Here is a 20,634-nt window from a genome sequence, read left to right on the forward strand (position 1 = left end):
GCATAGAAAACTATAATAGGGATCCGCAAGGGTGTAGGCCTGCGGGTCCCTATTACTTAATACAAGCTATAGCTTTTTATAACAAAGCCACCAATCGTAGCATTCGATTTCCTTGTTTTTAGCTTTTTCCAATCTTTCTTTTACTGCTTGTTCTGTAGGCGTTATAGGTACTATCACCTTATCGCCTATCAATTCATTATTTGGCCAATTTGCAGGCATTGCTACTTTATTGGCATCTCCAACCTGCAAGGCTTTAACCGCTCTTAGTATTTCACTGATATTTCTTCCTATTTCTTGGGGGTAATACATCATAAGGCGCAAAATACCTTTATCATCTACTATGAAAACAGCCCTTACGGTATTAGTGCCTTTACTTTCATGGATCATTCCCAACGTTTTAGCTACATTGCCCAGCTCATCCGCAATTATGGGAAAGGGTATTTTTACGCCCAGATTTTGTTCTATCCATTCGGCCCATTTTATGTGTGAAAATACTTGATCGACAGATAAACCTATTAGGTCTACATTAAGCTCTTGGAACTTGTCGAAGTTTTTAGCAAAAGAAACAAACTCTGTCGTACACACAGGTGTGAAATCGCCGGGATGGCTAAACAAGATAAACCACTTACCACTATAATCTTCAGGGAGTTTTTTAACGCCATGAGTAGTTTTTACTTCCATGTGAGGAAACGGTTCTCCTAACAGTGGCATAGTATATAGATTCTCCATAATTCATACCTCCTAAATTATTTGTATTTGATAATCATTATTATATCATATATATTATCAATGTCAAGTATGTATGTTGTATTAAAATTTTATATTTTATACGAGCATCATTATGATATAATATTTTATACGAGCATCATTATGATATAATATTTTATACGAGCATCATTATGATATAATATTTTATATAAGAGACCATATCAATAAGGTGATGTGTGTCTAAGACATGCAAACGCCGGAATATGGCTGAGATGGATAGAATGTTCACAATATTGCAATTAGGAGGAGACGTACCTGTTCGGTTATATAAAGCCCGATAAACCGGAGCTTAAGATAAAAGAATATCAGCATTTTCGCTCATATTACTGTGGCTTATGCAAAGCGCTAGGCAAAAATTTAGGTCAGGTTTCCCGCTTTACCGTAAGCTATGACCTTGCTTTTGCTGCGCTGTTATTTGCTTCGCTGCATGAGGGACGGGATGAAATAGCGCCTGAACGATGCATTGTGGATCCGATTCACAAGAAGCCTATAGTTAAAAACAACCGTTTTGTGGATTATACTGCGGACATGAATGTTATACTCATGTATCATAAATTGCTTGATGATTGGCATAATGAGCATTCATTACCTGCAAGAACAGTAGCTGTTGTTTTATATCGTAGCTTTAAATCAGTTAAGTCAAAATATCCGGATAAAAGCTGTTATATCGCAAATAAGCTAACCGAACTGGATGTATTAGAGAAAGCTGGATGTAGTGTCGTCGATGAGGCGGCCGAGCCATTTGCTGGCCTTTTAAGAGAAATTTTGACCTATCCATGGAATGACGTGCCGGCCGAACAATGCCGGCATCTACAGGATATGGCCTATGATCTCGGGCGCTGGATATATATCTTAGATGCTTATGACGATGTGGAAAAGGATGCTTCTTCAGGTAATTATAATCCCTTGCTTCTTCAATTTAATTATGAAGGACGGGATATAAAAGAATTTAAAGCAGGCATAAGGGAGTGGGTGGAATTCAATCTGACATATACTTTGAGCAGGGTGGAAGAAAGCTATAGATTGCTGGATATTAAACGAAATAAAGCCATATTGGATAATTTCATATATCTTGGGTTATATAAATCTATGAGCGAGGTACTGAAAGTTTAAGCAGGAGGTAAAGATATGAAGGATAAAGTGGTAATAGTAGGAACGGGATTTGTCGGAGCAACATCGGCATATGCGCTTATGATGAACGGTGTGGCTGAGGAAATAGTATTGCTTGATGTAAACCGCGATAAAGCCGAGGGAGAGGTCATGGATTTAAACCATGGCATACTTTTTGTGCCGCCGGTTCAAATAAGAACGGGGGATTATAGCGACTGTAAGGATGCACGGCTTATTATAATATCGGCAGGAGCTAATCAAAAACCCGGAGAAAGCAGGATGGACTTGCTCAAAAGGAATGCCTCTATATTTAAGGATATAGTGGCTCAAATAAGCAAGTATTTGGGAGAAGCTATAATATTAGTGGTAACTAATCCAGTGGATGTGCTGACGTATTTTACATTGAGAGTTTCTGGGTTACCTTCATCCAGGGTATTGGGTTCTGGTACTGTGCTCGACAGCTCTCGTTTTCGTTTCCTTTTAAGTCGTCATTGCGGTGTAGATGCACGCAATGTACATGCTTATATAATAGGAGAGCATGGGGATAGCGAAGTTCCGGTATGGAGCCTGGCTGATATAGCAGGTATGCCGATAGATTCATATTGCCTGCAATGCGGAAGGCGATGCGCTGGCAGCGAGAAGGAAGCGATATTCAGAGAAGTAAGGGATTCAGCTTATAATATAATATCGAAAAAAGGAGCTACATATTATGCGGTTGGCCTTGCTGTACGTAGAATAACCGAGGCTATCCTGAGAAATGAGAATTCGGTGCTCACAGTATCTACCCTGGTAGAAGATTATTACGGTATAAAGGATGTTTGCCTAAGTTTACCTAATATTGTAAATGAACATGGGGCAGCTAAACTCTTGGAGATCCCGTTGAATGAGCGAGAAATATCATCCTTAAAACAGTCGGCTGAAAAAATAAGGCAGGCTATCCAGCAGCTCGGGTTATGAACACGCTGAGGATATATAAACGTGCGTATCATCTCATGGATGTGCCGATTGAAGGCGGCGATTGCGGCCGATTATGCGGCCGCATTTGCTGTACTGCAAGAGAGGGTTGGGGTATATACCTTTTGCCAGGCGAGAAAAGAATGGTTCATACAAAAATGTTTCATATGAAAAAACACAGGCGAAGGCGATACAACATTCCTCGCGATATACCGTATCTGTATTTTGCATCATGCGATAAAGTATGCGGTAAGGACAGTACGGCACGACGCTACAGACCTATACAATGCCGCACATATCCTCTTATGCCGTATATGAGCGGTGGAAGATTAATGCTTATAAAAAATCCCATAGGGCAGTGTCCTTTATCTATAAAGCAATTGAACAAAGAATTCATAAATCGATGCTTCCGAGCATGGGAGATACTGATAACAATACCTGAGGTTGAACATCTTATAGAACATGACAGCCGGCTTATCCGCCAAGGTAAGCCTTTTGCACCTGAGGATTGTCGGCCAGTTCATTAGCCGGACCCTCCAGCGCTATATGCCCGGTTTCCAGCACATATGCGCGGTTGGCTATCGATAGGGCCATACGCGCATTTTGTTCAACCAGCAGTATTGTAGTGCCCCCGTTGTTTATTTCCTTTATTATCTCGAATATTTCTTTGACCAGTATGGGTGCCAACCCCATGGACGGCTCATCCATGAGCAGTAATCTAGGGCGTGCCATAAGTGCCCTGCCTATGGCTAGCATCTGTTGTTCGCCGCCGCTGAGCGTACCGGCTATCTGGCGCTGGCGCTCTTTCAAACGCGGAAAGCGCCTGTATACGTCTTCTATATCCTGTCTTATGCCATCTTTGTCAGTGCGTTTATAAGCCCCAAGTTCGAGATTTTCCAATACTGTCATATTGGTGAATATGCGGCGTCCCTCCGGAACCTGGCTTATACCGAGTTTTACTATATCAGGCGGCGAGAGATGGGTGATGTCATTACCCATAAAGGTTATGCTCCCGTTTTTTGGTCTTATCAAGCCGCATATTGTATTCAATGTGGTGGATTTTCCGGCACCGTTGGCTCCTATAAGTGAAACTATTTCACCTTCTCTTACGGTAAGCGATATGCCCTGTATAGCATGTATCGCACCATAGAATACATGTATATCGTTTAATTCAAGCATAGCAGCCATGTTTAATCCTCCCCCAAATAGGCTTTTATAACCTGTGGATTATTTTTTATCTCATCTGGCGTTCCTTCAGCTATCAACTTGCCGTAATCCAATACATATATGCGTTGGCATATACCCATAACCACCGACATGTCGTGCTCGATAAGCAATATGGTAAGGTTAAACCTATCTTTTATCCACATTATAAGCTTCATAAGATCAGCGGTTTCCTGTGGATTCATACCGGCAGCCGGTTCATCCAGCAGCAGCAGCTTCGGCTGTAATGCCAGCGCACGTGCTATCTCCAGGCGGCGCTGTTGGCCATATGGCAGATTTTTAGCTGGTATATCCTTTTTATTAGCCATATCGAATATGTTCAGCAATTCAACAGCTTTGCGCCTTAATTCGGCCTCGCTTTTCATATAAGAAGGCGTATGGAATATTGCATCCCATAGGCTGTAATCTATATGCACGTGATAAGCCAGCATGACATTATCCAACACCGTCATTTCCTTGAATAAGCGTATATTTTGGAATGTCCGGGCTATGCCCATACCGGCTATCTCATGCGGGGAGGCCTTAGCCAGGTCTACTTCCACCTCGCCGTGCAGCTTAAGCTGACCGCCCGACGGTATATATACGCCGGTAATGAGGTTGAATAAAGTAGTTTTTCCTGCCCCGTTAGGCCCTATAAGGCCGACAATTTCGCCTGGATGAACTTCTATATTTATGTTGGCTATAGCATTCAGCCCGCCAAAATTCTTGCTTACATCATTTGCTGTTAGTAGCGGCGGCATCTTTATCACCTCGTTTCAACAGTTTCCATGATAATTCAGCATTACCCAATAGCCCTTGAGGGCGGTACAACATTATGACCAGCAGCAATAAGGCATATAATATCATGCGCAAGGTAGGCAAATCCTGCAGTACCATGGATAGCAAAGTCAGCGCGGCAGCACCTACTACCGATCCGGTAATACTGCCAAGGCCGCCGAAAACCACCATGACCAGTATATCTATGGATTTCATGAAACCAAAAGCGTTTGGCTTAAGGAAATAAAAGTAATTCGCATATAACGAGCCGGCTATTCCGGCGAAAAAGGCTCCTATAGTGAAAGCCAGTATTTTATAGTGTGCTATATCTATGCCCATGGATTCGGCTGCTATATCGTCCTCGCGTATAGCTATGCAGGCTCGGCCATATGATGAATGAATAAAATTGTATATTATTATGATGGTACCGGCTGTCATGGCGAATATCCAAGGCCAATTGACGTATCTGGGTATATCAGCCAGCCCGCTTGCACCGCCTATATAATCTATATTCAACGCTATGATCCTTATTATCTCACTCAGGCCGAGAGTGGCTATAGCTAAATAATCGCCCCGTAATCTCAGTGTGGGTATGCCTACCAACACACCGACTATAGCGGCCGATATAGCCGATGTTGCTATGGCTAGCGGAAATGGCAGATGCAGTTTGAGCGTCATAACCGCCGATACGTACGCACCTATGGCCATAAATCCGGCGTGACCCAGCGAGAATTGACCGGTAAAGCCAGTTATGAGGTTTAGGCTGACGGCTAAAATTATGTTTATGCATAGGAGAAATAAATTCAACTGCAGGTGCTGATCGATGATATCGAAGGATATCAGCAATTGTATTATAGCATATATGGCGGCCAGCGTTACTATATTGCGTATTAGATTACGCCGTTTATCGGCCATCGCTCACACCTTCTCTCTCGTATTTTTACCCAACAAGCCGGATGGCTTAATGAGCAATATTATGATAAGTATAACGAAAGCCACGGCATCCCTGTAATTGGAATCTAAATAGCCGCTGACCAACGTTTCTATCATACCCAGCAGCAAACCACCTACCATAGCACCGGGTATACTGCCTATGCCGCCGAATACCGCTGCTATAAAGGCTTTGAGACCGGGTGTTATACCCATTAGTGGGTCTATCGAATTATAATATATGCCAACCAGTATGCCGGCAGCACCGGCGAGAGCTGAGCCTATGGCAAAAGTAGCCGATATAGTGGTGTCCACGTTTATACCCATAAGCTGTGCCGCATCTTTATCCATTGAGACTGCGCGCATGGCCTTGCCTATCTTGGTGCGCTGCACTATGAATTGTAATAATATCATAAGTATTATAGATATAATTAATATATATAATTGCATGCTGCTTATATTGACCTGACCACTCATGAAGCTGTATTGGCGGTTAGTCAATACAGTAGGGAAACTACGCGTGTCCGGTCCGGCTATATACATTGTGGTATACTCGAGCAGCAGCGACACACCTATAGCTGTTATAAGGAGGGCTATCCTCGATGAATTTCTTAAGGGACGGTAGGCTACTTTCTCTATAGCCATGCCGAGTAACGCGCTTATGGCCATCGACAATAGCAGAGCCGGGATAAAGCCCAGGCCCAATAGCGCCGTGGCTATAAAACCTATATAGGCGCCTATCATATAGACATCGCCGTGAGCAAAGTTTATCAGATTTATTATGCCATATACCATTGTATAACCTAATGCCAGCAAGGCGTATATACTGCCCAAGGATATACCGTTTAATAATTGCTGTAAAAGTACTGCCAAGCCTTTCTCACCTCTCCTATAAATATAAATACTGCCAAACAGGTTAGCCCCCGTTTGGCAGATATATGAGCCTATGTTCTTGGGTTAAGGCTCAATTCTGGTAACGAATTCTTGTTTATCGCCTTTCCACTGTACTATTACCACAGATTTGACAGGGTTATGATTCTCGTCTATGGATAAAGTACCGGTTACGGCCTTAAAATCCTTTGTAGATGCGAGGGCATCCTTTATTTTTACAGGGTCTGTTGAATTGGCGCGTTTTATTGCATCGGCCAGGAAATACATCTCATCGTATCCTGATGCATGGAACGCATTGGGATCTTTATTGTATTTGGCATTAAATGCCTTACGGAAGTCTACGACTTTTTGATCGGTATCATCCGCTGAATAGTGGTTAGTGAAATAAACATCGGTCAAAGCTGCAGCACCAGCTTCTTGAGGGACAACGTTTGAGTCAAATCCATCGCCGCCCAGTATGGGAGCGGTTATACCCATTTCTCGAGCCTGCTTTATGATAAGGCCTACTTCGTTATAATAACCGGGAACGTATATTACATCGGCGTTATAACCCTTTAATTTGGTCAGCACGCTGCGAAAATCCTTGTCCTTGCCCTGATAATATTCTTCAGCCAATATCTGCCCGCCATTTGATGTAAATACATCCTTAAAGCTTGTAGCTAAGCCTTTGCTATAATCCGATGTGGTTTCCACATATATGACAGCGGTTTTGGCATTTAGATCGTTCACCGCGAATTTAGCCATGCTGCCGCCCTGAAATGAGTCGTTGAAGCATGTGCGGAATATATATTCGGCCACGCCATTTTCGGTTACGGTTACGTCGTCGGCTGTGGCCGAGCCGGATATAAGCGGTATTTTATTCTCAGTTACAACCGGCCTTACAGCTTTGACATTACCGGACGTAGCCGGGCCGAGTATAGCCACTACCTTGTCTTTGGCCAACTTTGTTGCCACATTTGTAGCTTCGGCAGGATCGGACTTGTTATCCTGTTTGATTAATTCTATTTCTTTGCCCAATACGCCACCGGCCTTGTTTATCTCCTCTACCGCCAATTCGATACCCTCTACCGATGCCTGGCCGTATTGTGCAAGATCGTTTGACAGCTCGTAGTTAAGGCCCACCTTTATCGTATCGCCTCCCGATGAACCAGTCGTAGATGTATCGGCACCGCACCCCGCGGCTATGGGGATTAACAGTATTATGGCCATCAATAATATAAATAGCCGTTTCAATATGAAACACCATGCCTTTCTAAAACACATTTGTACTTTGCTCGTGTATAGATATACTATAGCAGTGCGCTAAAGCCTTGTCAAATGGAAATTTGAGAAATGATGATGGGCAGGCGAGCGGCTGGATATGCATAGAGGCGGTATATACCGCCTCTATGTAGGGGACAATTACTTTTCCCTCAACGCCTTGGGCAACTCCGGCTGATACCATGTCCATACACATGCTGATGCCACATTTATGCTGGCAAATACCGTTAAAGCGGCGGCAGCCAGTGAGAATGCCCATTTCACCATCTTACGCCTCATATTTCTCACCTCCTTTATCATGATGCGGCTTATATATTGATCCAACGGCTTAATAGGTTGTCTACAGAACTTACAAAGCCATGACCTGCAGGCAAAAGCGTGAAACACTGCCACAGCATGCCCAGAGCTATAGATACACCCAGCCACGGCATGTGAGCGGTCATGAGCAAGGATGAAGCTCCCAGAGCCATAACCCATAGCATAGAGCGTTTATGCAATACGGGCTTGCGCCTGGCCGGTATGGGCTTTTCCGGGGCCTCATCGGGTGCATATTTAAACATTATATATAAGGAGATAATGGTGATCAGTGCTATGAGTGCATAGTTCCAATTGCCCATAATCTTTGCTCCATATAGCGCTGTAAGGCCGAGCAGCGGGGCGGATACAGCACCCGCTACGGCGCAGCGTCCGGCGCTGGAACAATGAGCGCCGCCTGAAAAATTCCTGAGCCAGGCTGACGATGATGCGGCAACTATGGTCGGCCAGAAGGCCCCGACCAACCAGCCGGTTATAGCCGTAAGCCCGGCCGATAATGCAGCAGCTAGCGCCATAGTAAGTGAGTATTGTATGACCTGACGCGATGGCTCGTCCAGCCTCAGGTTTTTTTGAAAGCTGTATGATATCCTTTTGGCGGTATCATCGACGTTCATATTATTATCCTTCCTCCGTCATATGCCTATCTTTTATGATACGCTGTTTTCTTACCTTGTCCATATAATTTCCGCCGAACCATCCTATAGCGAGCATGATCATTAGCGAGGGCAGACCATATAGCAGCTGGAGCAGCGTGCTGTTTTCTAATGCTTCCATGGATGTACCGAAAAGTTCTATAAGGGGATTGGTTATAAGCTCGGCTATGCCGGAAGATATAAATCCTGCAAAAATGACATTCATGGTTTTGTTTAGATCAAGATGTAAAAGCAGGCATATTATAGCTATATATGAAAAAAGCAAAATTAAGGTATGTGCCCCGAAACTTAGAGGCAAAAAAGCACGCACAGCGAAATTGACGATCCCTTGAAGGAGGGCTGCATGTATGAGGCTTTTCATGTCGAATTTTATGCCCATGAGGCGAAGTCCTACCCATATCATTATAAAGGCCTCCGGCACGGCCCTTATTGCTATGCTCAATACCGTAAGTTTCACTATATTATTGCTCCTTTCGGTCGAATTATGTTGCAATAATATTATACATCATATATCGGCAAATGGATAGTTTTTCATTGCAATATGTTAATTTATCAATTTGTAGTATAATAGGAATGGTTCATGAATAAATAAAAGAAGGGATGTTCTGCGTGCAGCAAACAGTATATGAAGTTGGAAAGAATCTTTATATAAACCTTACCAATCGATGCACCAATCGATGCAGCTTTTGCCTGAGAGAGAATGAGGATGGTTACAAAGGGTATGACTTGTGGTTGGATAGAGAACCGAGCGTGCAGGAGGTTATAGAAGCTGTGGGCGATCCGAAAAAATATAAAGAAATAGTGTTTTGCGGATACGGGGAGCCGATGATGAGATTGGATGAACTTTTGGAGATCAGCAGGGTTTTAAAGAGTAAAGGAGCACGTGTACGGATAAATACCAACGGTCAGGCCAATCTTATACATGGCCGCAATGTGGTGCCGGAATTAGCTGGTCTCATAGATGCCGTATCTATAAGTCTTAATGCTCCGGATGCCGAACGTTATGTTAAAGTATGTGATCCGAAATTCGGCGAGCGGTCCTTCGATGCCATATTGGAATTTACAGCCGAGTGCAAAAAATATATACCTGATGTTACGCTTACGGTGGTAAATGTATTGTCGCCTGAGGATATAGAGCGATGCAAGGCTATTGCCGATAAACTGGGAGTCGGCTTCAGGGTGAGAGAATATGAGCGTTAGAGAGGATGGAAGGGGTTAGTGTGGATCTGAGCCGCATATTTGATATATTAGGAGAAGAGCTTGTAGTTATGCTTTCAGCTATGTTGCCGGTATGGGAGCTTAAAGGCGCTATACCGATGGCCAGGGCTTTCGGCATGGATTCGCTTAAGGCATTTGTGTTGTGTTATATAGGCAGCGGCATACCTGTGCCGCTATTGCTGATGTTTTTGCGGCCGGTTATGGATTATCTGGATCGCACCAAGCTGTTTTCTCGATTTTCTCAATGGCTTAAGCAGCGATCGCTTAATAAAAGCAGCGTGGTGCGGCGCTACAGCCTATTAGGCCTTTTTGTATTTGCGGCTATACCATTGCCCACCACAGGGGTATGGACAGGTTCTATCATAGCTACGCTTCTAAGATTGCCGCTATTGCCGGCTATGGCTGCGATACTGGCCGGCAACGCCGTGGCGGGTTTTCTTATCGTATTCGTGTTGCATTGGGTATAGCATTCAGGCGGAGTAAGGCTCTACGTGCACCTGCACATCCTTGACCTCGGGTACAGCTTTCATAATAGAAGCTTTGACCTCTTCGGCTACATCATGCCCCTGTGCCACAGTCATATCTTCATTTACCGATATCGATATATCCACCATGAGCGTTGAACCGTACTGCCGCGTTTTTATATCATCTATATGAACCACGTCGGATACACTCAAAACAACCTGCTTTATCTTATCCACCACGTCGGAACCTGCAGAAGAATCCAACAGCTCATCGACTGAACGATGCAACACCTTTATTCCAGCTCGGATGATTATAAGGGCCATTATAATACCGGTTACAGGATCCAAAAAAGTCCACCCTATCATGGCCCCTGTTATACCTACCAGTACACCGCTGGTGGCCAACACATCGGAACGGTGATCCCAGGCCGTAGCCATTAAAGCGGTGCTCTTGGTTTCATCAGCTACTTTTATGGTATAGCGGTATAGTGCTTCTTTAACTATTATAGTTATGACGGCCGCTATTATTGCCATCATACCTGGTATTTGTGGGCCGGAGCTTAAAGATGTTACGGCCCTGTATATTATCATACCGCCGGTTATAATCAATATTATGGCCAAAATCCAAGCGGCCAGCGATTCGGTTTTCTCGTGGCCGTAAGGGTGTTCATCGTCAGCCGGATTGGCGGCAGTCTTTACTCCCCATAGTGTTATTAGGCCGGTTAATATATCGCCGATTGAGTTGGCTGCATCGGCTATCATGGCCGTGCTATTGGCCAATATACCGGCCATAAGTTTTAATATAGCCAGCATGATATTAGCTATTAGCGATAAACGCGAAGCCCGCTGGTTTTTGGAATGTTTGTCTTCCATACATTGTCCTTCTTATCAATTGAAATATAATAATTATTTAATTATACGATAATAATAACAAAAATGCAAGAATAATAAACGATGATGATTATCAATTGACAATAAATAATGTTATCAATTGAATCGAATCTTCTATTCTACAAAACAAAAATTGCAACTGTTAACACAACGGCTATGTGCTATAATGTTATAAAGATAAGGTTTTCCAAAGGAGACACATATGGATAGTGGTACATTTATCATATTTCCGACGCGCCATTTGGTTAGACAGTACAGGGACAAATGCATTAGAGAAAGCACGGCAGGGTTTGCTGCGATAAACGCCATGACATTCGATGACCTTGTTGACCGATGTATGCCGCGAGCAAATAATATGACATACATAGATGATATGTACAGGCGCTCTGTTGTGGATGCTATTATGCACAAAGAAAATTTATCTTATTTTAATCGGATTTTGCCGGGTTATGTATGGACTGTCGCCGAGGATATAGGCGAGCTCAAAATGGCCGGTATAACGCCCGACCGATTCAAGAGCTTGTGGCCGATCGACAGCGCTGCCTGGGCTGCCGATATGTACCATATATATGACAACTATGAAGAAATATTGAGTAGAAATCTGCTGTATGACAAAGAGGATCGATATATATTGGCAGAGCAAACTTTGTTAAAGGGACTGCCGACTTTTTTATGCAGTGTAAACGAAACGGCATTTATGTACTTTTTCGATGCCACGCCGCTTCAGCAGCGTATTATAGACGCTGTAAAAAAACATATACCGTGCAAAGTGGTGGACGGTATTGTGCGCCAAGATGATCATGTGGCGCATATAAAGGCATTAAATATAAGCATGACCGGTGCATGGGACAGGCGCACCGAGTGTTTATGGATAGCCGGTAAGGTAAAAGAGCTTTTGCGAGCGGGGTATAAACCTTCGGATATATGCATAGTAGCGCGTGATGTGGTTGCTTATAGGGAAACGATGGGGTGGGCTTTTAGGCGAAGGGGCTTGCCTGTACCTGGCGATAACGCGAGTTTACTAGATAACCCTATGGTTTCGAGTATACTGCGCTGGTTGGATAGCCTGTGGGACGATAACGTATCGACAGAAGCCATAAGCGATGGCTTTTATTTGAAGCCCTTGAACTTAGAAACGATGGATCTGTCTCTGCAAGATACGCTTGATGCCTATGCGCAAAAACTTATTGATATGCTGAAAAACTCCGGCTTGCGGTTTTCCATTGCGGAACGCGGGCGTTTAGGAGATATAGAGCGGATGGCGGCCGATATGAAAGCCTATGAGCAGTTTGTATATATTCTACAGTCGCTGGTGTCGGCGCAACAATGGAACGGCATGGCAAATGCTGTAGGCTTGGGCGAGTTTTGCCGTACGTTGCGCGACATGTGCGGGCGCGCAGTTTATTGCGACAGCATATCCTACGGCAGTGTACCTTCTCTGCTTATGCCCAGTACCGCGCGTGGGCTCGCTTTTCCTGTTATTTTCATGGCAGGCATGGTGGAAGGCGAATTTCCCAGGGCTATACGAGCCGATTGGCTTATGAAAGACGATGAGCGCTTAAAGGCTGAAGTTATGCCGACGTCGCGCGGCTTGCTGGCACAGGAGCGCATCTTCTTCAATCTAGCCGTACAAGCGGCACAACGCATGCTTTTTATGACATATCCCAAAGTAAAGCCCGATGGTACGCCTGCGCTTATATCATCGTTTGCGGAGGATATAAGCGCCTTATTGCCTGATATGCCCGTATACGAGGTATCTGTGAGCGATGTACTGGATATGCCGAGCGAGATGCGGCCGGATGAGGCTAAATCGGTCGGCTATACGGCTTGCGGCGATATGCAGGTATACATAAAAAGCAAATTTCAAAACAGTCCATTCTCGGCCACGGCTTTTAACGAATACGCGATGTGCCCGTACAAGTTTTTTATGGGCAGGCTGTTGGAATTGAGGGCTGAAGAAGACGAGACGAGGCCCTCGGCATTGGATATAGGCAGTATATATCATGCGGCGCTGAAAGAATTTATGCAGGATTATATAGGCGTCGGCCTTGTGCCGGATAAGCGCGAGCGATATGCGGAGCGGTTGGCCGACATAGCCATAAGGCATATCGATACATCCGGTATAAAGTCGAAGTATGTGACAGAGGCGCTTTACCATGTGGAAAAACAGCGAATGGTCGCTTTGCTGCTTGCATGGTTGGACGCCGAGCTGGCGCTTGAGCAGAGGCATAAAGGTGCTTATAAACCATATAGATTGGAGCAGGCTTTCGGCATGGACGGCGCACCGCCGCTTATATTGAGCGATGGTCGATACGACATAAGGCTTATAGGGCGAATAGATAGAATAGATACAGCCCAAGACGGCCGATTTATTATATACGATTATAAAAAGGGCAAGAGCACGCCGGATGCGGACGATATAGCCGACGGCATGGATTTTCAATTGCCGGTATATATATGGGCGGCCGGCAAAATGCTCGAGCATGAAGGCTGCACGCCTGCAGGTGCAGCCTATTATTCGATAGAGGGAGCGGGACTGAGCGGTATGATGGTTAAGAAAGACAGCGGTATAAATACGCCCAGGCAGAGGAAGGGCGTGCTGGATGATAAGGAATGGGATGATATGTTGGAGCGGCTCAAGAGCGAACTTTTTAAGCATTTCGATTACATAATGCGCGGCGTATATCCAAAACAGCCGAAAAAATGCCCGTTGCGCGATGCTTACAACGGGGGATTTTGCGATTTTACAAACATATGCAATGCTTAGATGTGGAGTGTGACCTATGGAATATACCGATGCCCAGAGAACTGCTGTATATACGATGGATAGGGATATTGCCGTGACAGCGGGAGCCGGCGCCGGCAAAACCCGTGTGCTGGTCGATAGATACATATATATATTAAAGGAAAGGCTGGCCAATATAGATGAAATAGTGGCCATAACATTTACCGAACGTGCGGCGGCCGAGATGTCGGAGCGCATACGCAAAGCGGCGGATGACGAGATGAAGTCCGGCGATAAGGATTATTGGTCGGATGTAAAAGAGCGTTTGACCACTGCTTATATTTCCACCATACACAGCTTTTGCGGCAGGCTGTTGCGCGAGCATCCGGTGGAAGCCGGAGTAGACCCATTTTTCGATGTAGTGTCGCCGGCGCAGGCTGATATATGGTTGGACGAAGCCATAGCCAAAGCTGTTGCAGATGCATTAGAGCCGACTGGGGCTCCGGATGTCCGTCCCCTTATAATGCGCTATGGGTTCGATAAATTATGCGTAAATATAAAAGCCTTGTATAAGCAGATAAGGGATTGCGGTTTTTTGATAGCTGAAGCAGCGAAAAATACCGATATGGGACAGCCGGATGCAGAAGCCGTCATATACATTTTGACTGCATCGGAAGAGAACTATTCGGAAAGGAAACGCGTCGCCAACAGCCTCGATTATGAGGATATGCAGCGCAAAGCGGTGGAGCTTTTGCAGATGCCCGCCATGAAGGATCTATATAATCATCGGTTTAAATTTCTCATGGTAGATGAGGGCCAGGATATAAACTATATACAATATAGATTAATTATGAGCATAGCGGGTAATGAGGGATGTCGTCTTTTTGCCGTAGGTGATGCCAAGCAGTCTATATACCGATTCAGGGGTTCGCAGGTGGAGCTGTTCGATAAGATAGCTGAGGATATCTCCGCCAATGGAGGCCGAAGATTGACGATGGCTGAAAATTTCCGCAGCGTCGGCGGTATAATAGATTTCGTGAACCGGCGGTTTGATAGTTTGATGGATCGGTACGAAGCGGTTAAGCCGGCGAGAAAGGATCACGGCTATATATCGGTGGAAATACTGCCCGTTGATGTTAAAGGCTCTATAGACAGTCGCAAACAGGCTGAAGCCGACGCTTTGGCTCGACGAATAGCGCATATGGTGGAGCGCAGGGAAGCGGTGATATACGATGATGCATCAGGAACATTCCGCGCGCCACGGTACGGCGATATAGCCGTGCTGTTTCAAAAGCGGACGCACCTTTTGCCATTTGAGGATGCATTTGAGCGTTACGGTATACCGTATCAGGAGATAAGCGGCGGCAGTTTTTACGATTGCCAGGAGATAAAGGATATGATAAATGTTCTGACCAGCATAGCGCATCCGTCCGATATCATAGCGCTGGTCGGTACGCTGAAGGCTTTTTTCGGCGTCAGCGATGAGGCGCTGCTGGTCATGGCAAATTGCGGCGGCATACCATATGTGCTGGACGATACCGATCGATTGCCCGATGCATACCGCATGCCTATAAGCCGTGCGGCCGGGTATATGGCTAAGTGGCGAGGCATGGCAGATACTATGAATATATCAGATATTGTTCAATTGGTATTGGATGACAGCGGATATGAGAAGCGCCTGGCATCACAGCGGGGTGGCGCCCACATGATCAGTAATGTGTGGAAATTCTGCGATATGGCGACGTCGGCGGCCCATAGCGGTATGCTGATCGATGAATTCTTAATGCGCATCAGGGCTATGGCCGATACGGCTGACGAAGGCGAAGCACCGCTGGAGCTTGATGGCAATGACGCCGTTTCCATAATGACCGTTCATTCGGCCAAGGGCTTAGAGTTTCCGGTGGCAGTCATACCGGACATGTCATCTATGTTCCGCAATGACAATCCGCCGATGATTTTTGATGTTGATAAGGGCATAGCCATAAAGCCGGACGGGGATAGCAAAGGTTCAAAATGGCAGGATATAAAGGATAAATTGTCGAAGGAACAGCAGCAGGAGTATATGCGCCTTATGTATGTGGCGTTTACGCGGGCGAAAGATCGGCTCATCCTGTCCAGCGATGATGTGGACACGACGAAACAAAGACAGCCATCGTGGTGGAAGTGGCTCAAAGACAGCGGCATATTGCCGGCACAAAACAACCCGCTGCCGGAGACAGCGGCCGCGCTGGATGGCGCTGAGGCACCTGTAAAACATGATGGCATTGATCAAACGGTTATTATAGCAGAAGGAATCGCACCCGAGCTGGTGTACAGGCCGGTTACACCGCTTATCACATATATGCAATGCCCGCGCCAGTATTACTATGAATACGTACTGCAGCTTGATTCCGAATGGTTTGCCACGCCCGATACCGGTGTTATAGGAGGCCATGCAGAAGGGCTGAGCGCCGTCCAGATAGGGGATATAGTGCACAGTATATGCGAGAAATTAAAGAAGGCCGATGAGATAGATGCTTTAATAGACGAGGCTTTGAACGGTCTGGATGCAAGCATACAACTTCGCGAAAGGATAAGGAATATGGTAGTCTCCTATGCGGAGAGCCCTTATTTTAGCGGTGATACCGATGAGGTCAAGGTAGAGCTGCCATTTATAATGAGGCTGGATGAAAACATAGTGCTGGTAGGACGAATAGACCGCATGATCATAAAGGATGGGCATGCCACCATTGTGGACTTTAAGACCGGCTTTGTCGATGCTGATAATATAGAAAGCATATCGATGGAATACATGCCGCAGCTTGCGGCATATGCCATGGCCGCTCGGCAGGTATTTGGGTTTGTCGTGGACGATGCTGTCATATACTACCTTGAGCCCAATATTGCATATAAGGTGGATATAAGTCCCGAAGCTATAGATGAGGCACGCCGGCGCTTTGTTGATGCCGTAAAAGTTATAGAATCAGCAAAAGGAATGGATGATTTCCCTCCATCCTATAGGCACTGCGGCCGTTGCGGGTATAAAATATGCGGGAATTAAAATTAACGATAACTCTATATATGTGCGGAGAGCTTATAGTTTTGCCGCCTATAAATGTATCGTTACCATAAAACTGGAGTGTAGAATATTATTTCTTGAAAAAGAAGGATTTTTTTGTTTTATATAGAATATCTATAATAGGGAATAAAAACCAAAGAGTACTTTCAAAAACTAGCTATGACTTCCATATGATTCCAGCATGGTTGAAGTAGCTTTTGGTAAAAAGCCTAACAAGAGGCAGGGGCCTAACATAATATACCATATGTTGGCATTATTGCACGTTGACAGCCTCATAATTGTGTGACTGGCTCAAAGATAAGCTGAAAAAGGATGTAGCAATGCTAGTCTACCCATATTGGACGGATTTGAAAAAGGCAAGATAGAATGCTGACATAAATGGGATATGATGGGTAATAAAATTTTTATGAAAATTAAGAGTGGTGATAGATGGAGACGGCAGCAGGTAATAAATACCTGGGAATAAAAATGGGTATGTATAGTGAATGTTGGAGGTAAGACGGTAACAGCTGAGCCTACAACGTAGGTTTCAAGGGCTTTCGTAGTTTTCGAAAGCACTCTATGAAAAATGAAACGAGAGCTTTGATATGGATAAATGCATTGCTGTAAGAAATGTCGTTAAAAAGATTAAAGGCAAATACATATTGAACAATGTAAATTTTAGTGTTAATCGTGGGGAAATCATCGGTATCATCGGACAAAACGGCGCAGGTAAAAGCACATTATTGAAAATAATATGCGGTTTATCAAGGCCTACAGCCGGAGAGGTATTGGTAGAAGGTTTGTCCGTAACCCAAGAACCCAATAAAATAATGGATGAAGTCGGATTTCTTATAGAGGAACCGGCTCTGTACCCTTATCTAACAGCCAAAAATCAATTGGATATGTGTTTAGCTCTACATCGTAAAAAAGAAACGACATACAGCGATAAAATTATTCAAAGATTAGGCATTCATGAATTTCTAGCTGAAAAGATTAAACGATATTCCTCAGGTATGAAACAGAAGTTGGGGATTGCGTGCGCTGTAATCCATGATCCGTCCATAATAATTCTGGATGAACCGATAAATTCTCTGGATGTGACGGGTATAAAAGCTCTGAGGGAATTCATCAAGGATATCAATGAAGAGGGTAAGACAGTTATCATCTCGAGCCATATACTTACGGAGATCGGATATTTATGCGACCGCATTGCTTTAATGGATAAAGGCACTATTATCGAAACAGCTTCTGTTGAACAAATAAATAGAGATTCAATAAGCAATGGGGATCAAAACGCTTTAGAAGAATATTATTTTAGGAAGGTGGGGATTTATAACGATGATCGACATTCTGAAAATAGAGATAGCTAAAATAGTTCGTTCAAAAAGCTTCCTTTGGATGATAATTTTATTAAGCGCTTCAATATCATTAACCTTGCTGGGAGAGTATTATTTTATTGTCACAAATAAAAATGAGCAGCCTAATCTGGTGCATCTTATTTACTCTTTGTATGCCGTAAATGCGACGACGTTCTTTCCACTAATTATAGCGTATTTCTTTATATCCGTATTAAATGATGAGTTTAAGCTTAAAACCATAAAGATTTTATTCGGCAGCATAATGGATAGAGAAACGATCTATATGGCTAAATTCATAGCGTCAGCCGTCATATTCGTATCGATATTTTCTATAATGATCCTCGCGAGCACCGTTCTACTTTCCATTGTTACCGATATAAACAGGATTAATATTGAGTATTATGCTATCACTTATCGGGAAGCATTATGGAGAATTATAATAACTACGATTATAGGTGAAGTATATTTTTTGTGTATCGGAAGCTATTCTATGCTCATAGACGCTATCTTTGAGAATCAAGGAGTTGCGGTAATTATATTTTTTATGACTGTTTTATTATGCTCCGTTATACCGTTACCTCAATGGCTTACAAATTACTTCTTTTTAAAAGGACAAACATTTTTTGCTTTTTTGGATATGTTTGAATTCGATTGGCTAGAATTCATGAAATACGTTGCATTGTTTATAGTCTATATAGCGGCTTTTAGTGGGATAGGCTGTTTTATATTCAGCAAAAAACAAATCTGATTCTGCGGCAAGGAGTAAAGAATATGGCTTATACTATAGATAAAAGGATAATATATTCGGTTATTATTGCTGTTATAATTGCAGGTATTTTGGGAATAACAGCGATAAATCACATGGCTGAAAGCAGATATAACGATCCGGAATATGCTCAGATGTATAAAACCGATGAGCTTATACGGCGCATGGAGATATACATACAAAACAACCCTGAGGATATAGATGCTATTTATGAATTGGCGTTGAGATATTTCAGGGATAAAAGGCAGTATGAAAAAGCCGATGCTTTATTAAAGAAGGCTTTACAGATAGACCCTGACAATACAGAGATCATGTCTTTGCGCGCGACCGTTATGGAAAATAGCGGGGCTCTGGATGATGCGGAAAAACAATTAAGGGATATTTTAACTATTAATCCCAACGACGGAGTTATATGGAGCAGATTGTCTCAATTGTTGTTCGTTTCGGATCGTAAACAGTCACTTGTCTGTGCTCAAAAGGCTCTTGATATAGTGAAAAACAGCGGCGGAGACATCAAACATTACGCCGATTGGATTGAAGCATTAACGCTGTTTGAGAAAGATGTCCGATCAAAACCTGCAGAGGCTTTCATGCGTATATTGGATTTTTATGTCGCTCAAGAACGTTTGCAGTTGGAAATATGCGATATGGCACTAAAATACATCGATGATGTTGATGTGAGCGGTATAACACCGATATTGGAGAAGAAGGGTAAATTAGAGATTTACTATAATGATAACGAAAATGCCGTTCAAACATTCCTAAAGCTTATAGACATCAATCCCCAATATGGGTATGGTTATATATTGTTGGGGGATCGCCTGAGTATAATGGGCAAAACGACCGAACTGGAGGAACTCGATAGAAGGGTTCTACTTTTGGGCAATGATACTCCTGAGAAAAAGATCATAGATGCGATGCTGCTGGAAGCCAATGGTTTAACGGTTGAATCGATAAAAGCTATGGAAGGCTTGCTCGGCCAAGGCAAATATAAGGATGTAATTCGATATCATCTCGGCATGATGTATCAACAAACGGGCGATAATGGGAAAGCATTGGAATGCTTTTATTTGCTGTTAAAATCAACAGATAAAACCGATTTTGATTATATAAACGCTATCAAATATGATGTTGACTCAAGAAGAGAATCATTGCTATATTAAGCCAACTAAGAGTTCTTATTCTCCTAATCGTTTACGATCGCAACGTTGGCTTTTAGAGGTATACTTTAGAGTGTTTTAAAAAGTGCCTATTTTCGATAGGCAAAAATGAGTCCTATAACTTGCTCAAGAAGAATATTCGTGATATCAA

The 20,634-nt window shown here is 43.8% G+C and carries 20 protein-coding genes; 10 read left to right on the top strand and 10 right to left on the bottom strand.

The window, feature by feature from the left end; translation table 11 throughout:
- Window positions 1-66: 66 nt before the first annotated feature.
- The gene (locus MAHAU_RS02435) at window positions 67-729 is read right to left on the bottom strand and encodes a peroxiredoxin (protein WP_013780132.1); all 663 of its coding nucleotides are present in this window, start codon (window positions 727-729) and stop codon (window positions 67-69) included.
- A gap of 306 nt (window positions 730-1,035) precedes the next feature.
- Here MAHAU_RS02435 and MAHAU_RS02440 point away from each other — a divergent pair, with 306 nt between their 5' ends.
- Genes MAHAU_RS02440 through MAHAU_RS02450 form a run of 3 tightly spaced genes read left to right on the top strand, consistent with a single transcriptional unit; the run spans window position 1,036 to window position 3,359 of the window.
- Window positions 1,036-1,881, top strand: coding sequence for a DUF5685 family protein (locus MAHAU_RS02440; RefSeq protein WP_281004399.1), 846 nt, complete (start codon window positions 1,036-1,038; stop codon window positions 1,879-1,881).
- A 15-nt stretch (window positions 1,882-1,896) separates the two neighbouring features.
- A complete protein-coding gene (locus MAHAU_RS02445) occupies window positions 1,897-2,835 on the top strand; it encodes an L-lactate dehydrogenase (protein WP_013780134.1) in 939 nt (312 codons plus the stop codon).
- On the top strand, window positions 2,832-3,359 hold the full coding sequence (locus MAHAU_RS02450) for a hypothetical protein (RefSeq protein WP_013780135.1): 528 nt from the start codon (window positions 2,832-2,834) through the stop codon (window positions 3,357-3,359). Before MAHAU_RS02445 ends, MAHAU_RS02450 begins: the two co-directional genes overlap by 4 nt.
- Here the strand turns inward: MAHAU_RS02450 and MAHAU_RS02455 are convergent.
- The 8 genes from MAHAU_RS02455 to MAHAU_RS02485 form a co-directional block, all read right to left on the bottom strand.
- Window positions 3,307-4,011 carry an ABC transporter ATP-binding protein gene (locus MAHAU_RS02455; protein WP_041644270.1) on the bottom strand — a complete coding sequence of 235 codons (705 nt, stop codon included), beginning with the start codon at window positions 4,009-4,011 and terminating at the stop codon, window positions 3,307-3,309. The two genes, MAHAU_RS02450 and MAHAU_RS02455, sit on opposite strands and share 53 nt — an antisense overlap.
- An 11-nt stretch (window positions 4,012-4,022) precedes the next feature.
- On the bottom strand, window positions 4,023-4,796 hold the full coding sequence (locus MAHAU_RS02460) for an ABC transporter ATP-binding protein (RefSeq protein WP_013780137.1): 774 nt from the start codon (window positions 4,794-4,796) through the stop codon (window positions 4,023-4,025).
- Window positions 4,771-5,727 (bottom strand): branched-chain amino acid ABC transporter permease, encoded by a 957-nt coding sequence (locus tag MAHAU_RS02465; RefSeq protein ID WP_013780138.1) that lies wholly within the window; start codon window positions 5,725-5,727, stop codon window positions 4,771-4,773. Before MAHAU_RS02465 ends, MAHAU_RS02460 begins: the two co-directional genes overlap by 26 nt.
- 3 nt (window positions 5,728-5,730) lie before the next feature.
- Window positions 5,731-6,615, bottom strand: a complete 885-nt coding sequence (locus MAHAU_RS02470) for a branched-chain amino acid ABC transporter permease (protein ID WP_013780139.1) — start codon at window positions 6,613-6,615, stop codon at window positions 5,731-5,733.
- An 84-nt stretch (window positions 6,616-6,699) separates the two neighbouring features.
- Complete coding sequence (locus MAHAU_RS02475; RefSeq protein WP_013780140.1) at window positions 6,700-7,896, bottom strand: ABC transporter substrate-binding protein; 1,197 nt, start codon at window positions 7,894-7,896, stop codon at window positions 6,700-6,702.
- Window positions 7,897-8,034: 138 nt separating this feature from the next.
- A complete protein-coding gene (locus tag MAHAU_RS15500) occupies window positions 8,035-8,172 on the bottom strand; it encodes a cyclic lactone autoinducer peptide (RefSeq protein WP_013780141.1) in 138 nt (45 codons plus the stop codon).
- A 29-nt stretch (window positions 8,173-8,201) separates the two neighbouring features.
- Window positions 8,202-8,822 carry an accessory gene regulator ArgB-like protein gene (locus MAHAU_RS02480; RefSeq protein WP_013780142.1) on the bottom strand — a complete coding sequence of 207 codons (621 nt, stop codon included), beginning with the start codon at window positions 8,820-8,822 and terminating at the stop codon, window positions 8,202-8,204.
- A gap of 4 nt (window positions 8,823-8,826) precedes the next feature.
- Window positions 8,827-9,318, bottom strand: coding sequence for a hypothetical protein (locus MAHAU_RS02485; protein WP_013780143.1), 492 nt, complete (start codon window positions 9,316-9,318; stop codon window positions 8,827-8,829).
- Window positions 9,319-9,470: 152 nt separating this feature from the next.
- Here MAHAU_RS02485 and MAHAU_RS02490 point away from each other — a divergent pair, with 152 nt between their 5' ends.
- The gene (locus MAHAU_RS02490) at window positions 9,471-10,061 is read left to right on the top strand and encodes a TatD family nuclease-associated radical SAM protein (protein WP_013780144.1); all 591 of its coding nucleotides are present in this window, start codon (window positions 9,471-9,473) and stop codon (window positions 10,059-10,061) included.
- A gap of 5 nt (window positions 10,062-10,066) precedes the next feature.
- Window positions 10,067-10,546 (top strand): COG2426 family protein, encoded by a 480-nt coding sequence (locus MAHAU_RS02495; protein ID WP_013780145.1) that lies wholly within the window; start codon window positions 10,067-10,069, stop codon window positions 10,544-10,546.
- Between the two features lie 3 nt (window positions 10,547-10,549).
- On the opposite strand, the gene MAHAU_RS02500 is transcribed toward MAHAU_RS02495, so the two are convergent.
- Complete coding sequence (locus MAHAU_RS02500; RefSeq protein WP_013780146.1) at window positions 10,550-11,416, bottom strand: cation diffusion facilitator family transporter; 867 nt, start codon at window positions 11,414-11,416, stop codon at window positions 10,550-10,552.
- Window positions 11,417-11,636: 220 nt separating this feature from the next.
- Here MAHAU_RS02500 and MAHAU_RS02505 point away from each other — a divergent pair, with 220 nt between their 5' ends.
- From MAHAU_RS02505 to MAHAU_RS02525, 5 genes are all read left to right on the top strand, one after another.
- A complete protein-coding gene (locus tag MAHAU_RS02505; RefSeq protein WP_013780147.1) occupies window positions 11,637-14,201 on the top strand; it encodes a PD-(D/E)XK nuclease family protein in 2,565 nt (854 codons plus the stop codon).
- Between the two features lie 16 nt (window positions 14,202-14,217).
- Window positions 14,218-17,199, top strand: coding sequence for a UvrD-helicase domain-containing protein (locus tag MAHAU_RS02510; protein WP_013780148.1), 2,982 nt, complete (start codon window positions 14,218-14,220; stop codon window positions 17,197-17,199).
- Window positions 17,200-17,804: 605 nt separating this feature from the next.
- Entirely contained in the window at window positions 17,805-18,569 is a 765-nt protein-coding gene (locus MAHAU_RS02515) for an ABC transporter ATP-binding protein (protein ID WP_013780149.1), read from the top strand.
- Window positions 18,538-19,305: an ABC transporter permease gene (locus MAHAU_RS02520; RefSeq protein WP_013780150.1), complete on the top strand. Its 768-nt coding sequence runs from the start codon at window positions 18,538-18,540 to the stop codon at window positions 19,303-19,305. The genes MAHAU_RS02515 and MAHAU_RS02520 overlap by 32 nt, the downstream gene beginning before the upstream one ends.
- 23 nt (window positions 19,306-19,328) lie before the next feature.
- The gene (locus MAHAU_RS02525) at window positions 19,329-20,486 is read left to right on the top strand and encodes a tetratricopeptide repeat protein (protein WP_013780151.1); all 1,158 of its coding nucleotides are present in this window, start codon (window positions 19,329-19,331) and stop codon (window positions 20,484-20,486) included.
- Window positions 20,487-20,634: the final 148 nt, after the last annotated feature.

The sequence above is a fragment of the Mahella australiensis 50-1 BON genome, assembly GCF_000213255.1.
Lineage (GTDB): Bacteria > Bacillota > Clostridia > Mahellales > Mahellaceae > Mahella > Mahella australiensis.

Excerpts from the sequence above, each read along its gene's own strand:
- MAHAU_RS02435 (WP_013780132.1), bottom strand. The coding sequence starts at position 729 with ATGGAGAATCTATATACTATGCCACTGTTAGGAGAACCGTTTCCTCAC.
- MAHAU_RS02445 (WP_013780134.1), top strand. The coding sequence starts at position 1,897 with ATGAAGGATAAAGTGGTAATAGTAGGAACGGGATTTGTCGGAGCAACA.
- MAHAU_RS02450 (WP_013780135.1), top strand. The coding sequence starts at position 2,832 with ATGAACACGCTGAGGATATATAAACGTGCGTATCATCTCATGGATGTG.
- MAHAU_RS02455 (WP_041644270.1), bottom strand. The coding sequence starts at position 4,011 with ATGCTTGAATTAAACGATATACATGTATTCTATGGTGCGATACATGCT.
- MAHAU_RS02460 (WP_013780137.1), bottom strand. The coding sequence starts at position 4,796 with ATGCCGCCGCTACTAACAGCAAATGATGTAAGCAAGAATTTTGGCGGG.
- MAHAU_RS02465 (WP_013780138.1), bottom strand. The coding sequence starts at position 5,727 with ATGGCCGATAAACGGCGTAATCTAATACGCAATATAGTAACGCTGGCC.
- MAHAU_RS02475 (WP_013780140.1), bottom strand. The coding sequence starts at position 7,896 with ATGTGTTTTAGAAAGGCATGGTGTTTCATATTGAAACGGCTATTTATA.
- MAHAU_RS15500 (WP_013780141.1), bottom strand. The coding sequence starts at position 8,172 with ATGAGGCGTAAGATGGTGAAATGGGCATTCTCACTGGCTGCCGCCGCT.
- MAHAU_RS02480 (WP_013780142.1), bottom strand. The coding sequence starts at position 8,822 with ATGAACGTCGATGATACCGCCAAAAGGATATCATACAGCTTTCAAAAA.
- MAHAU_RS02495 (WP_013780145.1), top strand. The coding sequence starts at position 10,067 with ATGGAAGGGGTTAGTGTGGATCTGAGCCGCATATTTGATATATTAGGA.
- MAHAU_RS02500 (WP_013780146.1), bottom strand. The coding sequence starts at position 11,416 with ATGGAAGACAAACATTCCAAAAACCAGCGGGCTTCGCGTTTATCGCTA.
- MAHAU_RS02505 (WP_013780147.1), top strand. The coding sequence starts at position 11,637 with ATGGATAGTGGTACATTTATCATATTTCCGACGCGCCATTTGGTTAGA.
- MAHAU_RS02510 (WP_013780148.1), top strand. The coding sequence starts at position 14,218 with ATGGAATATACCGATGCCCAGAGAACTGCTGTATATACGATGGATAGG.
- MAHAU_RS02515 (WP_013780149.1), top strand. The coding sequence starts at position 17,805 with ATGGATAAATGCATTGCTGTAAGAAATGTCGTTAAAAAGATTAAAGGC.
- MAHAU_RS02520 (WP_013780150.1), top strand. The coding sequence starts at position 18,538 with ATGATCGACATTCTGAAAATAGAGATAGCTAAAATAGTTCGTTCAAAA.
- MAHAU_RS02525 (WP_013780151.1), top strand. The coding sequence starts at position 19,329 with ATGGCTTATACTATAGATAAAAGGATAATATATTCGGTTATTATTGCT.